At 59.9% G+C, this 14,544-nt stretch carries 16 protein-coding genes, 3 pseudogenes and 1 riboswitch; of the genes and pseudogenes, 7 read left to right on the top strand and 12 right to left on the bottom strand.

The genetic code is table 11. From position 1 onward, the window contains the following. Nucleotides 1–254: 254 nt before the first annotated feature. Nucleotides 255–1,367 (bottom strand): IS110 family transposase, encoded by a 1,113-nt coding sequence (locus ASD03_RS18920; protein ID WP_057214952.1) that lies wholly within the window; start codon nucleotides 1,365–1,367, stop codon nucleotides 255–257. 77 nt (nucleotides 1,368–1,444) lie between these two features. On the opposite strand from ASD03_RS18920, the gene ASD03_RS18915 reads away from it, so the two are divergent. Then, entirely contained in the window at nucleotides 1,445–1,687 is a 243-nt protein-coding gene (locus ASD03_RS18915; protein ID WP_057214949.1) for a hypothetical protein, read from the top strand. A gap of 19 nt (nucleotides 1,688–1,706) precedes the next feature. Here the strand turns inward: ASD03_RS18915 and ASD03_RS18910 are convergent, their stop codons facing one another. From ASD03_RS18910 to ASD03_RS18885, 6 genes are read right to left on the bottom strand one after another with little or no spacing between them, the layout of a single operon-like run. Next, nucleotides 1,707–2,048: a hypothetical protein gene (locus tag ASD03_RS18910; RefSeq protein WP_057214946.1), complete on the bottom strand. Its 342-nt coding sequence runs from the start codon at nucleotides 2,046–2,048 to the stop codon at nucleotides 1,707–1,709. Next, nucleotides 2,038–2,847, bottom strand: coding sequence for a bifunctional hydroxymethylpyrimidine kinase/phosphomethylpyrimidine kinase (thiD, locus tag ASD03_RS18905; protein WP_057214943.1), 810 nt, complete (start codon nucleotides 2,845–2,847; stop codon nucleotides 2,038–2,040). The genes ASD03_RS18910 and thiD overlap by 11 nt, the downstream gene beginning before the upstream one ends. Further along, complete coding sequence (thiE, locus tag ASD03_RS18900; protein ID WP_057214941.1) at nucleotides 2,844–3,482, bottom strand: thiamine phosphate synthase; 639 nt, start codon at nucleotides 3,480–3,482, stop codon at nucleotides 2,844–2,846. Before thiE ends, thiD begins: the two co-directional genes overlap by 4 nt. Further along, on the bottom strand, nucleotides 3,469–4,209 hold the full coding sequence (locus ASD03_RS18895; RefSeq protein WP_057214938.1) for a hydroxyethylthiazole kinase: 741 nt from the start codon (nucleotides 4,207–4,209) through the stop codon (nucleotides 3,469–3,471). The genes thiE and ASD03_RS18895 overlap by 14 nt, the downstream gene beginning before the upstream one ends. Continuing rightward, nucleotides 4,206–5,150, bottom strand: a complete 945-nt coding sequence (locus ASD03_RS18890) for an ABC transporter substrate-binding protein (protein WP_057215308.1) — start codon at nucleotides 5,148–5,150, stop codon at nucleotides 4,206–4,208. Before ASD03_RS18890 ends, ASD03_RS18895 begins: the two co-directional genes overlap by 4 nt. A 37-nt stretch (nucleotides 5,151–5,187) precedes the next feature. Then, on the bottom strand, nucleotides 5,188–5,931 hold the full coding sequence (locus tag ASD03_RS18885) for an ABC transporter permease (protein ID WP_057214935.1): 744 nt from the start codon (nucleotides 5,929–5,931) through the stop codon (nucleotides 5,188–5,190). Nucleotides 5,932–6,072: 141 nt separating this feature from the next. Then, a riboswitch (TPP riboswitch) is annotated at nucleotides 6,073–6,175 on the bottom strand. A gap of 355 nt (nucleotides 6,176–6,530) precedes the next feature. Here ASD03_RS18885 and ASD03_RS18880 point away from each other — a divergent pair. After that, nucleotides 6,531–6,758 carry a hypothetical protein gene (locus ASD03_RS18880; protein WP_057214932.1) on the top strand — a complete coding sequence of 76 codons (228 nt, stop codon included), beginning with the start codon at nucleotides 6,531–6,533 and terminating at the stop codon, nucleotides 6,756–6,758. 454 nt (nucleotides 6,759–7,212) lie between these two features. Here the strand turns inward: ASD03_RS18880 and ASD03_RS18875 are convergent, their stop codons facing one another. Then, the gene (locus ASD03_RS18875) at nucleotides 7,213–7,668 is read right to left on the bottom strand and encodes a hypothetical protein (RefSeq protein WP_156407986.1); all 456 of its coding nucleotides are present in this window, start codon (nucleotides 7,666–7,668) and stop codon (nucleotides 7,213–7,215) included. Between the two features lie 239 nt (nucleotides 7,669–7,907). On the opposite strand from ASD03_RS18875, the gene ASD03_RS18870 reads away from it, so the two are divergent. Further along, complete coding sequence (locus tag ASD03_RS18870) at nucleotides 7,908–8,096, top strand: hypothetical protein (RefSeq protein ID WP_057214926.1); 189 nt, start codon at nucleotides 7,908–7,910, stop codon at nucleotides 8,094–8,096. Between the two features lie 199 nt (nucleotides 8,097–8,295). Here ASD03_RS18870 and ASD03_RS18865 read toward each other — a convergent pair whose 3' ends face one another. The 3 genes from ASD03_RS18865 to ASD03_RS37185 form a co-directional block, all read right to left on the bottom strand. After that, nucleotides 8,296–9,951, bottom strand: a complete 1,656-nt coding sequence (locus ASD03_RS18865; RefSeq protein WP_057214923.1) for an IS66 family transposase — start codon at nucleotides 9,949–9,951, stop codon at nucleotides 8,296–8,298. A 136-nt stretch (nucleotides 9,952–10,087) separates the two neighbouring features. Further along, nucleotides 10,088–10,351, bottom strand: coding sequence for an IS66 family insertion sequence element accessory protein TnpB (gene tnpB / locus ASD03_RS18860; protein WP_082557336.1), 264 nt, complete (start codon nucleotides 10,349–10,351; stop codon nucleotides 10,088–10,090). Next, nucleotides 10,348–10,794 (bottom strand): transposase, encoded by a 447-nt coding sequence (locus tag ASD03_RS37185; protein ID WP_063997090.1) that lies wholly within the window; start codon nucleotides 10,792–10,794, stop codon nucleotides 10,348–10,350. Before ASD03_RS37185 ends, tnpB begins: the two co-directional genes overlap by 4 nt. Nucleotides 10,795–11,028: 234 nt before the next feature. On the opposite strand from ASD03_RS37185, the pseudogene ASD03_RS41135 reads away from it, so the two are divergent. From ASD03_RS41135 to ASD03_RS18845, 3 genes and pseudogenes are all read left to right on the top strand, one after another. Further along, nucleotides 11,029–11,121, top strand: a pseudogene (locus ASD03_RS41135) (transposase); the annotation flags it as partial. A gap of 10 nt (nucleotides 11,122–11,131) precedes the next feature. Then, nucleotides 11,132–11,494, top strand: a complete 363-nt coding sequence (locus ASD03_RS41290; RefSeq protein ID WP_348523271.1) for a transposase — start codon at nucleotides 11,132–11,134, stop codon at nucleotides 11,492–11,494. An 812-nt stretch (nucleotides 11,495–12,306) separates the two neighbouring features. Further along, the gene (locus tag ASD03_RS18845; protein ID WP_156407985.1) at nucleotides 12,307–13,338 is read left to right on the top strand and encodes a hypothetical protein; all 1,032 of its coding nucleotides are present in this window, start codon (nucleotides 12,307–12,309) and stop codon (nucleotides 13,336–13,338) included. 34 nt (nucleotides 13,339–13,372) lie between these two features. Here ASD03_RS18845 and ASD03_RS18840 read toward each other — a convergent pair. Next, a pseudogene (locus tag ASD03_RS18840) lies at nucleotides 13,373–13,931 on the bottom strand (IS3 family transposase); the annotation flags it as partial. Nucleotides 13,932–14,176: 245 nt separating this feature from the next. Here ASD03_RS18840 and ASD03_RS41285 point away from each other — a divergent pair. After that, a pseudogene (locus tag ASD03_RS41285) lies at nucleotides 14,177–14,380 on the top strand (IS110 family transposase); the annotation flags it as partial. Nucleotides 14,381–14,544 lie beyond the last annotated feature (164 nt).

The following is a 14,544-nucleotide window of genomic DNA, read 5'->3' as shown; positions in this document are numbered from 1 at the left end:
TCTTATCCGCGGGTTGGTTACCGCACTTCCGTAATTCGTCTTGGGCCATCCCTGTCTAGAAGTCGGGCGTTGGATTCTGATGTCCAGCCACATAGGGTCGCCGGGAACTCCCCACCGCGGCCCATCCCGTCTCCGTGCTGCCCCTGATGTCCGCCGAGGCTCCGGCGCGGGCAAAGCCCCTCAATGAGGCGGCGCCCGCGCTGGGGGGCAGCTGGTTGCAACTTGGACCCTTAAGGTAGCAGCGCACCGCATCGTCAGCGCACCGGTTCGACCTGGTGGCCGATGGCCCACAGGAACGCTGCCATCTCGCGCGCGATCGCCGCAACGACGATGGGGTTTTTCTTGCCCGCAGCCGTCAGGCGCCGGTAGCGGCCGCACAGCCGCGTCTGCGCTTTCCAGGCGATCTCCCGCACCGCCTTCGGCAGACCCTCAAGCCGGACGCGAATGGTTTCCGTCACCCTGGCGGGATGGCGATAGCTCCAGGCGCCCTCGACCAGGACGCGGCGCGCGCGGCGGTTTCCGGCCAGCGTCAGGCCGCCGCGTTTGACCGTCTCACCGGTCGACCGTTCCGAGGGTACGAGGCCCAGGAAAGCCATCAACTGCCGCGGGTTGTCGAAGCGGCGTACATCGCCGACTTCGCTGACGAAGGTGACGGCAACAAGGAAGGAGACGCCGCGAAGCGCCTGATAGGCCGCGACCACCGGTGCCATCGACCAACTGGGCACCAGCTCGGACAGCTGAGCATCCAGCCGCTCCAGCCGGTTCTGCGCATCGGTGAGCACGTCGATCTGGTCCTGGAAGACGATTTGCTGGGCCGGATGGTCGAACTTCTGCGACGCCAGCCAGCGGACATGCGCACGGCTCCAATTCTTGTGGCCAGTAAACACGCGGCCATGGCGCAGCAGGAACGAGAGCAGTTGCTGGCGTTTCTTGCGCAGATCTTCGCTCGCTGCGGCCCGCACCCGCACCAGATCGCGCACCGCTTCATGCACCGTGTCGGGAACCCATATTCCCTTCAACTCACCGGCCCGCAAAAGCCGCGCCAGGCTGACCGCATCGCGCCGGTTCGTCTTGACCCGTTCGCCCGCCCGCTTCGGGATCAGCGAGGGCGCTACGACATCACAGCGGTGGCCGAGTTCAACGAGCTGGCGATAAAGCCCATAACCGGTCGGACCCGCTTCGTAGCAGAAGTGCGGGTGTCGAGACTTGCTCTCAAACTTGCGCACGAACCGTTCCACGGCCGCCGGCGTCGCCTCGATCTCGCCGAAATACCGAACTTCTCCATTGCGTCCGCCCTCGGCAATTGCGATCGCGTGCTTGGATTTCGAGACATCGACACCGACGTAAAAAACGTTATCCTCTGTCATGGTCCGTCCTTTCCTTGACAGCAAAGCATGACGCTGGGCGGTGCCAGGCCCAGGGCCGGCGCGACACCGACCGAACAATGCAATCCGACGGCAACCACAAGCATCGAAACGAATGCGACGAGGCGACCCTCTGCGAGGTGGCGGAGCAGAACCGCAACGATCGCCAGCACGCCCCCGGCACTCAACATGGCCGGACGCAGTCCTTCGGCCAGGCCGAGCGACGGCGAAGGGCCGCCAAGATCAAGAGCCGCTTTGCCGCTGCCCGATATCAGGACGATGCAACCAAGCAGGGTGATGGCGCCGGAGAGCAGCGCGCGTAGATCCCGAAGTGCGATGCGCCTAGGCCAGAGCCACGATTCGGTGTTGCCGCCCCCAACGAACTGCGACGAGCGGCGTAAAACTTGCGCATGGTCGTGGCCATGACCAAACGCCGCTCCCCCCCTCGAACAGATCGATCCGTAATCCCCCAGCGGTCGAGGCAAGTGGCAACCCGACCGAGACAAGTGCCACCAGCAACCAGCTCGCCGCTTCCTCTGCCCCGGTAAATCCACTTGCCGCCGCATATCGGAGAACAACTGTGAGCGTGATGGTGACGAGCAGGAGCGCAAGCAGAAACGCTCCGGCAAGCTCTAGCGTTCGCTCCAGTTGCAGCGAAAACGCCTGCGCCGCGCTAGCGAACATCGGGCTGCCACCAGCGGTGAAAGTGGTGGACTGGTCCCCGTCCCTGCCCGACTTTGAGATCGCCGGCGGCAACGATGGCACCGTGTAGATAAACCTTGGCGGCAATGACGGCGTCTGCGATTGACATTCCGCCTGCAAGCCCGGCAGCGATCGCCGCCGACAGCGTGCATCCCGTGCCGTGATCATTCGTCGTTTCGATGCGCGACGCCGTCAATCGGACGGGGTCTCCTCCGTCGAAAAAGATATCCGTCGCCTCGGGGCCGTGCCCGTGTCCGCCCTTGATTAGCACCGAACGCGCGCCGGCCTTCAGAATGATCTCCGCCTGCCGGGCCATCTCCACCTCATCCGTCGCGATCGCGCGCCCGGTCAGCAATGCCGCCTCCGGCAGGTTGGGCGTGGCGATCAGCGCCAGTGGCACCAACTGCTCGGTCAAAGTAGCAATCGCATCGGGGCGTAGCAGCGGGTCACCGGATGTGGCGACCATCACAGGATCGAGCACGGCCATCTTGCCGTATCGGCGGAGTCCGTCGGCTATGATCGCGATCGTCTCGCCGCGGGACACCATGCCGATCTTTACCGCGCCAATGGCGAGATCCGAAAACACCGCATCGATCTGTGCTTCGACAATTGCCGGCGAGATATCCTCGACCGCCGTGACACCCCTGGTGTTCTGCGCCGTGATCGCGGTGATAACGCTCGCGCCATAGGCGCCGAGAGCCGAAAAGGTCTTGAGGTCTGCCTGGATGCCCGCCCCGCCACCGGAATCCGAGCCCGCAATGGTGACTGCAATGGCGGTCATCGCGAAGCCTCCCTCAGCGCCTTATCGACACAGGCGCCCAATTCGCGCGTGGCCGCCGCTGGATCCACAGCGGCGAAGATTGTGGAGACAACTGCAACGTCCGCGGCGCGCTGTGCATTTATACCGGCAATGGCTCCGACAGGCAGGTTCGGCTTGGCCGCCAGAAGCATGGCACGAAGTCTGGCGAACCCTTCGAGGCCAACAGGCGGATCGGGGTTGTGCTTCGACAGCGTCTCATAGACCCCGCCGATGCAAGCATAGTCGATCGGCGAGGCAATCGCCGTCTCAGCGTCCGCTTCGTTCTTGACCGTCAGGCCGATGATCGCGGTATCGCCCATGATCGAGCGCGCCGTGGCTGCGTCCATGTCGTCCCGGCCGAGATGGACGCCATCAGCGCCCGATCCGAGCGCCACATCGATGCGGTCATTGACGACGAAGGGCACTCCGGTGTCTGAAAGAGCAGCGCAGATCGCCCGCGCCTGTTCGATCATCTCCCGTGTCGAGCTCGTTTTGTCGCGATACTGGATCAGCGTCGCACCATTGAGCGCGGCGATGCGCGCCAGATCAGCCAAATGCGCCTTGTCCCCAAGGCGTGCATCGACGAGGGCGTTGAGGCGGTAGTCAACCTTCGGCATGGGAAATCCTCGCATTGACAATGATATCCTCTGGGCGCAGCGCTGCGAGCGCGTCGCGGAGGGCTGCTTCGAACGTCCCGGGGCCATTCGAGCTTCGCGCGGCGATTTCGGCGGCGATGCCGCTTGTCAGCAATGCACCCGTGGCGGCCCTCAGTCGATCCGGCTCGACGGCCATGAAAGCTGCGATCAAGGCGCCGGAGAGGCACCCGGTACCCGTGACCTGCGCCATGAGGGGGTGGCCGTTCTCAACCCGGATCGTATGTAGATCCAGTGTGAGTTCATCGACTGCCCCGGTCTTGATCTTCAGCGCGCCATTGACCTCCCCAAAAAGGTCCATCTCGCTGGCGTTGCCGCGAACAACTGAAGGTTCGGACGCGATGAGTTCTCGGGCGAAGGCGAGCCGTGACGGCGAATAGTCGCAGTGCACGGGATCGACGATCCACGGTTTATTGGCGTGGCGCGCAACGACTGTTGCCAAGCGGATCGCCGTGCGTCGCTCTTCATCAAGCGTACCTAGATTGACGACGAGCGCATCGGCTCGCTGGGCAAAAGCTTCGACCTCTTCCAGGGCCGATGTCATCGAGGGGATCGCACCCAGAGCTGCCAGCCCATCGGCTACGAACTTCTGCACCACCGTGTTCATCAGGCAATGCACGCGGGGGCGCCGCTGCCGCACAAGCGCCAGCGATGCGGCAACACTGTCGACGAAGTCCGATGTACCCGTCATCGGATTTCCACCGCGATATCGTCGACAGCCGGTGCCTTGCCGATCAACCCGCTTTCGGAGAGAAAAGCGCCAAACCGCTCGTAGCGGCCACGGTCGAGCGCCGCCGGCCTTTTGGCGAAGCGCGGCAGCGTGTCCGTGAATGCACTGCGGTTGAGTTCGTCATCGAGGTTCGGATAAGCCTTGACGAACAGCTTCCAAGCTTCAGTCGGATGATTGGTAAGGAAAATCGCACCCTGCTCCACCGCGGCCAGGAAAGGCCGCAAGCGTTTGTCGGCAACCTTTGCCTTGTCGGTGACGAAGACGAGTTCGTCATAAACGGGCACGCCATGCTCTTCTGGGAAGAAGGACCGGCCCTCTTGCCCCTCGAGCCGCATCTGCGTCAGTTCAAAATTCCGGAAGCCGCCGATCGTTGCATCGACCTTGCCTGCGATCAGCGACGGAGACAGGGCGAAGTTGACGTTGACCAGTTCGACATCTTCCTTCTTGAGACCGGCCGAGGCGAGCATATGTCCGAGCATCACATCCTCGAAACCGGAGACGGAAAAGCCGATCTTCTTGCCCTTCAAGTCGGCAAGGCTTCGGATCAGACCGTCGTCAAGGACGGTGACGGTGTTGAGCGGCGTCTCGACCAAGGTGCCGATGCGAACCAGAGGCAGGCCTGCAGCATGGTCAAGGTACAGGTTCGGCTGATAATGCACGCCGATATCCGCCTGCCCCGCTGCAACGAGACGCGGCACGCTTGAAGGATCGGCGGGCGGAACCAACTCAACATCGAGCCCCGCCTTTTCGAACAGGCCGAGCTCCTTCGCGACGACGATCGGCGCATGGTCGGGATTGACGAACCACTCCAGCATCACCGTCAGTTTTTCGGCGGCCGTTGCCGAACCGGCTGAAAAGACGACGCCGAGAGCGAGGCTAGCGGAAAGCAGAGATTTGCGGATCATGATGCTTTGAACTCTCCCAATTGATCTCAGAAGTTCAGGTTTCCCGCACCCAGTGCGCGAGTGGACGTGTTGCCTCATCGACGAGTAGCCTGAGGGCGACGGCAAGCACAGCAAGAATGGCCATCGCAGCGAAGACGACATCGGTCTGCATGCGGGCATTTGCCTGGACGATAACGAAGCCGAGGCCGGCCGAAGCGCCTACCCACTCGCCAACGACGGCGCCGAGCGGTGCCAAGGGGGCAGCAACGCGCAGGCCGGTGACCAGCCCCGGCAACGCCAGCGGCAGTCGCACGAGCCTTAGCGCCTGCCAGTGGCTCGCCTTGGTCAGCGCAACGGCATCAAGGATCTGCGTATCGGTACGGCGTAGACCGTCCGAGAACGCAGACACAACGGGAAAGAAGATGATGATCGCCGCCATCACGATCTTCGAAACCATGCCGAAGCCGAACCACAGCACCAGCAATGGCGCGATGACGAAGACGGGAAAGGCTTGAAGGACGAGCACAAAGGGCCAGACAAGCTTTCCGAGCCGCGGAAAAGCCGCAAGTCCGATAGCCGTTGCCACGCCGAACGCCGTACCAACCGCGAGGCCGGCCAGCATTTCGGCAATCGTCACAAGGCTCTGCTCAAGCAGAAATGCAGGCTGTCGCGCAAACACGGCCAGCACCTCGACCGGCGTCGGTAACAGATAGCGCGGCAGCGCAAAAACAAACACCGCCGCCTGCCAAAGGACAGCAAGCGCAACAAGGCTACGGCCAAAGGTAAACGCCAGGCGCATCGCCGGTCAGCCGACGCAGCGACCCGGACGAAACGCAAACCCGCCATCCGGCGGCAACTTGGCAAAAGACAGCATCGATCGATCTCCAGACAAAACATCACGGAGACCCAGGTGAAAGCGAAGACGTGATTAGATTGCCGAAAGAGGCTCTTTTCCCGTTCCTACGCCGGCATGACCCGGATCAGGTTCAAGGGTCCGGCTCACCGCCATCTCAGCACTGTGAAGTGCTCCCCTCGGAATACCCGGATTTGTAGGCAATACTGGGACGATGTCAATCGCAAAATTGACAGCCGGTTGTTCCTTATCAAGTGATGAAGTGGACGGTCTTCGCTCCCTGCAATTATCGAAAAGCCTACCGAGCAGTTCAACGATACTGGGCTTTGTCTTGATCTGCTTAGCGGAGGATTTCGGGTTCATGGTGGTGAACGTCTGGCTTTTGCTTCCCTTTAAGCGAACGTGAAGCTTAATGGTCCTTCCGTCGGCAGCTTTAAGAGAGTGACATCCTCAATGGTGTGCCAGCAGCCGTTTTCGTTCGCGGTTTTGGCTGTCGGGATCTACCAGACTTTGTGGAAGTTCGCCGTCATTGCGACCAATCGCTCATGGACAGCTTTATCGAGGATGAATTGATTGTGCTCTCGGCCGCGCTCACGGCCGTCGCGGGCATTGGTCAATATGCGGAGCTTCTCGTTGCAATCGCCTTCGAGCGTGTCGGCGACGGGGCGATTGTTGGGATCAACCATAATGAAACGGCGTTGAGATCAGGTCCCGTCTGGTCGCGTTCGATCGCGCAACGGCGCAGCGGGTCTGGATCTTCATGGCGAGCTTGAAACTGCTTTCGGACTTCTAGCGCCAATTCAGCATCCCGATGGCTCCATCAACGGGGGGCCTAGCGATCCACCCGCATCGGTTTCCCACTATAGATATGGGCACGATTGCAGATGTACCGGGCTTCTTGACGGCCAGTGCCGACCGCATAACGAGCCCTAAGATGTTGTGCCGCATTGCCCCACACGGCCCGCGCTTCCAGCAGCGCTGGACCTTCCGATGACGCTCGTGCCGCTTCAACTCCACGGCCGTTCGCTTTGGATGAGCATGCAGGGCAACAGTCAGCGTTGCCGCGCGGACGCACAGTCCGTCGGGGTGTGCCGAAACTGTAGTCGGCCTTAGGTGTAGGCGCCGGCATAACGCGGTTTAGGACACGCACCGCCTTTGGTGTGCAGGCGCGTTGGGAACGGCGATTGTCGCAAGGATGCGCGCCGCCGAGGATCTTCGGCCAGGTGATCATGCCGGACCGAGCCAATTACGGATAAAGAGGACTGCACCGACCACGAATGCAACGACCAGGTCCCCGGCCCACTGGTGTGGACCAGTGCCGGTGAAGGCGAATGCGGTCATCGAAAGGACGCCGGCAACCCAGCTGACGTTTTCCTTTGTCACGAGTTGGGAGCCTTCGGTGCGGCCGGTTGCGTGTTGGTTGAGACGAACTCGTTTTGCGCCCCAATCCAGCCTCGGTCGGTCGAGGTTGATTAGACCCTTCACACGCTTGCCGCCAGTATAAACCCACTTCATCAGTTCGGCGGGCACGGCGTCATAGTCGCCCTCATTCAGCTTTTTGAGCAGCATCGACGAGTGAAGCCTACCGGTGTTGAGATCTCGGGAGACGATACCGTGAACCGGTTGTCTGTGAGTGGCAACTAGGCGCGCGACCCGCTGCTCGAACGTGGCGAGATCGTCCAAGATCCCTCCTTCCTGCGCTCCAGTTATCACTATGTTGCTCGCGCTGGTGTGGCCGTAGCCAGTGGTCAGGACGTCAGCGAGTTCCGAATAAGCCTTCGTCTACAAGACTTCCCACTGTTTGACGAGTGCAAGGGCCGCCGCGTGCGTCGGTTCATATTGATAATGCACCTTCCGATTTGGGTGTGATAGAACGCTCCTGCGGCACCACGCCGGCAGGGACTTAAAAGGAATTCGTGAGAATGACCGACGCTGCAAAACGCGCCGCCGACTTCGCAAAACGCTATCTCGCTCAGAGGGATCGACTAAAGGTTGAGTTGGAGCTCGCCAGGACTCGGGACAATGCCCGCCGCATCGGCGAACTCGCCCACGAGCTCGAGATCTGCGAGAAATACATTGCGGACAACCGCCTGGATCGGTTTCGTCGATAGAAACGGAGACAGGCGCAGCAATGTTATGATGTAGTTGGGATCACTACCAACCGTTAGACCGGGCCCACACCATTGCGCTTCTGAACAAACTCAATGAAAAGAGTATGCGGCGTCTCCACCCCATTGATTTTGCGGTTGCAGCGGTCAGGTCTATCGCTTGCGGATGTCCTGTGAGCTCATCGAAGAGTCCCGGGCGAGCTCACTGTGAGGCGCTGATCCGGCGGTGCGCATAGGCCCACGGCATGAGTGCGTCGATATCTTTGGCGAGATGACCGTTGGCGAGGCTGATGAAGAGATCTCGCAGGTAGGCGTAGGGTTCGACACCATTCATTTTGCAGCTTCCGATCAGGCTGGCAAAGCGGGCCCAATTTCGGCCACCCTCGTCATGCCCGGCAAACAGCGCGTTGCGGCGGTTCATGGCCGGGCTGCGTATGGCGTTTTCGACCAGGTTTGAATCGATGTCGACGCAGCCGTCGTCGAGGAACAGTCGGAAGCCATCCTGGCGTTTGAGCATATAGGCCATAGCCTGACCGAGGTCGGACTTGCGCGAGACGCGCGCGGCTTGAGCGGACAGCCAGGTGAAGAACTCATCCACCAATGGGCGGGACAGGTGTTGGCGGACATCCCGGCGATATTCGGGATCACGGCCTCGGATGCCGTCTTCAATCTTGTAAAGAGCGGCGATGCGTAACAACGCCTCGTCGACGATGGGCGAACCCTTCTTTGGCTTGGCCTTGATCAGTTTTCTGCGGCCATGCGCCCAGCAGAAGGCCAGCTTCAACGGATCGCCGCCCGTGCGGTCCGGCGTGGCGAGGTGCGAGTAGCCACCATAGGCATCCACTTGGATCGTGCCGTTGAAGCCGTCGAGGATTTCTGCGGCATATTCGCCTTTACGCCCAGGCCGGTAGTGGAAGACCACGCCAGTCGGCGCAGAGCCGTTCCAGCCGCGGTCGTCGCGCAGAACCGCCCAGAGATAGCCAGTTTTGGTCTTGCCGCCTCCCGGATCCAACACCGGGGCCGTGGTCTCGTCGACATAGAGCCTTGAGCTGCCCTGTTTCAGGATCATGGCCATGTGGTCTACCACCGGCGCGATCGCAGCACCCGTCCTGCCCATCCAATCTGCCAGGACGGTGCGGTCGATCGGCGCTCCGTGCCGGGCCATGACTGTCGCCTGACGGTTGAGCGGCATATGTTCGGAATGCTTGGACACGGCGATCTGCGCCAACAGGGCTTCGGTCGGCCAGCTACCTTCCAGCAAATGCGCCGGCGCTCTGGCCTGAACCACGCCCGTGCGGCCCTTGGGACAAGCGTATTTCGGGCGGATCGTGACGATCACCTGATAGCAAGCCGGAATTTGATCGAGCCGTTCCGTCCGATCTTCGCCGATCCGCACCATGTTGCCGCAACCACAGGGGCAAGCGATGCTGTCGGGCTCGATCACCCGCTCGACCCGCGGCAGGTGCTCAGGCAGCGCGCGCGTCTTGCGCAGTTTACGAGGGGCGTCCTTGCCGATATCGGGTCCGCTCGCCGCGATCTTTTCCTCGACGAAGGCGATCTGGGCCTGTGTTTCGGCAATCGCCGTTTCCAGGTCCTCCAGCGCCAGTTCCATCTGCGTTGGATCCAGCTTTTCCGATTTCGGCCCGAACTTCGTACGGCGGTAGTCCTGAACCTGGCCCTCCAGCCTCTCGATCAGCTCCTTCAGCTCGGTGATGAAGGCGTCCTTTTCGGCCACCACCGCCTGCTCATGCTGACGTGCCGCACGCTCCACCGACAGCTCGAACTGCACCGCCGCAAAGGCGTTCAACACCTCGACGGGAAGGTCCGGGAACTGGCTGAGATCGATCGGCTGCGACATGCAGCTTTATAGCAAATCAAGCAGAAAAGCCCAATAAAACAATGCCAAAATCGAGCCAGTGAGTCATCCTGCCGCAGTTGGCGGTGCCACCCGCCGCGCCATCACTCGTCGCCAATCGAGCCCTTCGAACAACGCTTCAAACTGCGCACGTGACAGCCGCATCGTTCCATCCTGCACCTTGGGCCAGGCAAAGCTGCCCTGTTCGCACCATTCCGGTGCCATCCCAGACCAGGATTTTCAAACGATCCCCGCGCTTCGACCGGAAGACCACGGTGACCCCGGAATGCGGATCAAGCTTCAACTCGGTCTGCACCATCAATGCCAGCGCCTGATGGCCACAGCGGAAGTCCACTGGCCGCGTCGCGATCAGGATCGGTAAGCGTTGGCCCGCGACGATCATGCTGTCCCTCGCATCGCCCGCACCAAGGCCGCAACCCGATCAACCGGCACATCGCCGGGAACCCTCACCACGAGGTCTGCGCCTATTTCTACTGTCATGATCCCCGATGTGATCTCGACCGGCTCCGGAACCGGCGACGCATCGGCAACCTCCTTCGACTCCGTTGCGATCGCCAGCAGCACAAAGGCAGGTTCGATAGACCCGTCCTCAATGGCTGGCATCAGTTCGGCAGGCAGCGCCAGAAGACCCTGACGTGCTTGTCGTCGCCAGCAAGAAAGCTGATGCGCAACGAGATCATGACGACGCGCAACGTCAGCGACCCTAACTCCAGGCTGAAGGCTCTCCGAAACAATCCGCGCCTTCACGGCATTGGGCCATCGCCGGTTTCCACGACGAGGCTCGACAATTTCACAGCGCCCAACAAATCCCTCACCATCTGCCATCCCCAATCTCCAGCTCTTGCCGAAAACCTTGTGGCAGATACCTCAATGCTCAGAAACACACGGAATCAATGGGATGTAGGCGGCGCATACAATGAAGACGAGGAATTCGAGGAACTCCCTGCCGGTTCGCCATACTCTACGAGATCTCGTTGAACAACTCCGGGAGGTCAAACAAGGTTCTTCCGTATTGATCGCGATCTGATGCCGGTTGTAATGGAGTGATGCGTCCGCCGGCTGATGACCATTCCCGGCGTCGGTGTCGTTACAGCCAGCGCCTTAGTTTCCTCCATGAGAGAACCCTCCGACTTCAAGTCGGGTCGCCACTTCTGAGCATGGCTTGGGCTTGTGCCGAAGCAGCATTCGACGCTTTCGCTCCAGAGATGACAAACTTCCGGCGCGGTCGCGATGGCTGGGGCTCGTCCCACGCCTGCACTCGCCCGACGGCAAAGAACGGCACGGGCGGGTGTCGAAGGCTGGTCAGGCCGACATCCGCAATCTCCTGATCATTGGCGCCATATCGCGACTGAATTGGTTGGGACGCAGGTCTCTACCCGAAGGCTCGTGGCTTACGGGCATGCTGGGAAGGAAGCTGCGGATGTTGGTAGCGATTGCGCTTGCTAACAGGATGGTGCGGCAAATTTGGGCCATGCTGACAAAGAATGAGGATTATCGGGATCCGGCGAAGGCGGCGGCTGTATGAACGTCATGCAGCAAAAAGCGACCTCACGTCGAGGTGGGGTGTAAGAAGTCGGCGACCCGAATGGGCAAATGATCGAACAGATCTGGACGGGGAAAACCAGCGTAAGCGCGAGAGCCCACAAGCTCGGAATCGGGATTGGATCCTGTCCGCAGATCACCATAGCGGCCAGCGGCCTCTGATGCGGCAATCAAAGGTCTGACAGAGGTGCGCACTCGATTACTCACCAGAAAGGTCAAAAACCTGTGGCAAAATGGGCGGCAACCACAGAGGTGCTTACCAAGGAGCAATTGGGTAAGGCCCAAGCACGTCGCTCCAAGCCACATTCGCCACCTTCCACGGCGAATCTACGCAACGCTCACGAAAGCGTGAGTGTCCAAAATCGGCCGAATCTCAACCGAGGCGAATGACCTCAGAAGACATTACCCAGGCAGCGTGGAACGCGACCGTGTTCGCCACTTATTGCGCGGTCAGTTGGATCCTGGGCTTGCCAAGAGACGCCTTTTCATTCAGACGGAGTCGTCCTCACGGACCGCGGACGTGATAGCTTGAACCATGCTGCTATCGAGACGGCAGTTTCCTCAAGATCCTTTCACCGTCACCGGTGTGGCGTCTGTCCAGCCGCGCGCACCAGGCGCCCGCTCGGAGCTTTGCCTTTCCTTTTCGTTAAAAGATCTCTCCGATCATCGCCTATCTTTCCGAAACCATTGAAGCGGGCAGATAGGCTAGATTGGGATGGCGTGTGCGGGTCGCATGAGTGGGTGGAATGATGTGAAAGCCTTGCTATCGTCAGGCTTACAGAATGGGTAGATGGGATGAAAATGAGTAAATGGGCCACTTTGGCACTAGTTGCCGCAGTACTTCTCCTGATTCAATGGAAGGGCGCACATCCTGCTTTCGCAGAGCGCCTGATGAACGTTTGGAGCCACAAAAAACCCCTCGGAGGGCGCGAGTTAATAGCAGACCCAGACTTTAAAGCCGGCTTTCTGGCTATTCGTGCTTGCAGGAACCCAGACGGCGACTTTTTGTGCGCCAAGGCGAGCCGATATCAACTTAAGAGCCCAGATCGCCCCGATATGGCGGACGTAAAACCGGTGTGGGAGCTCGCCCAATGGGGAAGCCGAAGTAATCTCGGGGGCGGCGGCCGCTTCGACGGCGGATATGGTTGGTCAACCCCCGATAAACGACTTGTTGTTTACCCTGATGGACGCGTTGAACTTGCTGTTAGCGGCGACAGTGAATTAGGCGGAAAATACAATAGCAACAGAGCGGCGCTGCCAAACCTCATACTTCAGCAAACGATTGCGGCACCGGGAACGTATGGGAGGCACATCCCTTCTCTCGATCGCATGCAGCGCCTCACCTTTAATCTGGACTTCCGCAGAGTCTATGATGACCCAAACAAGAAACCTGGTTACGATACCAGTAGGCACGCGATTATCTTCCCGGTAAATTTCACGATCCAGAACCTAAATCGCCGGAGCCCCGGTTACGGAGAATACGTCTGGCTTCAGATTAGCACCTATGATGATCGCTACGCACTCCAAACTTCGGAACGTGATCGAACACAAATTGATCTCGGAACCAAGAGGCTAATTTACTTCATACCGCCATCGAAACTGTCAAACCGAAGCACTCACCTAGGTGAATGGGTTCAATTTCATGGTGACATTCTGCCCTACGCCAGGAGGGCCATTGAAATAGCCAGTAAAAAGGGGTTCCTCCGTTCTGTACGGCTTTCCGACTACAAAGTCGGCGGTGTGAATATCGGATATGAACTTACGGGCTTGAACATAAGCACGTTTCAGTTTCGGCGCCTCAGCCTAAAAGCCTCAACGGATGACTAAGACGCAGCCGCACGTTATTAGCGGGCACCCTTTGCAGGATTGCGTTGCAGGTGAACTCGCTACCGTTGTCACTGACGATCATCCTGGGTTTGGTCAAGCTCACGGGCAACCCGCAGACCGGAAAGCGATGTATCGGCGACGAGTGCCAGTTATTCTCTGGTGCAATCGTCGACGACCGTCAGAACCCGGAACCTGCGTCCATCGGCGAGTTGATCCGACACGAAGTCCAGCGACCAACGATCATTGGCTGCCATCGGGATCAGCATCGGTGCTCGTGTGCCTATCGCTCGCTTCCCGCCGCCGCGCTTGCGCACCGTCAGCTTCTCCTCCCGATAGAGCCGGAAGAGCTTCTTTTGGTTCACAAGTTGTCCCTCCCGTCTGAGCAGCACATGAATGCGTCGATATCCAAAGCGGCGGCGTTCATGTGCCAGCGCCTTCATTCGCTCGCGAAGGCCATGATCGTCGCCGCGGCTGGTTTCATAACGGATCGTCATTCGGCAAAAGCCGATGGCTTTACACGCCCGCCGGTCACTCATCCCATGTTGGCTCATCAGATGCGCGACAGCGTTCCGCTGGGCTGCGGGCGTCACCACTAATGGGATGGTCCGCCTCGCCCTCTTGCCTCAGCATGAGGCGGCTAAACCAAAGGACGTTGAAATGCCTGAACGCAATGTGCCGCGCCCTGCGGCTGTCTATGGAGTTGATATCGGCAAGAACATCTTCCACGTCATTGGCTTAGGAAGCGACAGAGTTCCAGTCCAAAAGGTTCGTTTCCGACGCGATACGCTGCTGCAGTTCTTCGAGCGTGCAGCACCTGCGGTCGTAGGGATGGAATCCTGTGCCGGATCAGAGGATCGCCAGAAAGATCCAGGCGCTTGGTCACAATGCACGTCTGATCCCGGCACAATTTGTGAAGCCTTACGTCAAGTCGAACAAGAGTGACATCATCGACGCGGAGGCCATCGCTGAAGCAGCTACGCGGCCGACTATGCGGTTTGCAGCGATCAAAAGCGAAGAGCAGGCTGATCTTCAGGCATTGCACCGTGTACGAGACCAGATGATCGGCACGCGAACACGCCTGATCAATCAGATGCGAGCCTTCTGCCTCGAATACGGCTTAGCGCTGCGGCAGGGAGCAGGCCCGTTCAAGGTTGACCTGCGGCAGGCCCTTAACGATTTATCAAACGACCTGTCGCCTGCCATGCG

It is taken from the genome of Ensifer sp. Root127 (genome assembly GCF_001425225.1).
Classification (GTDB): Bacteria; Pseudomonadota; Alphaproteobacteria; order Rhizobiales; family Rhizobiaceae; genus Ensifer; species Ensifer canadensis.
The sequence above is the reverse complement of the archived record's forward strand: the minus strand, read 5'-3'. Positions and strand labels throughout refer to the sequence as shown.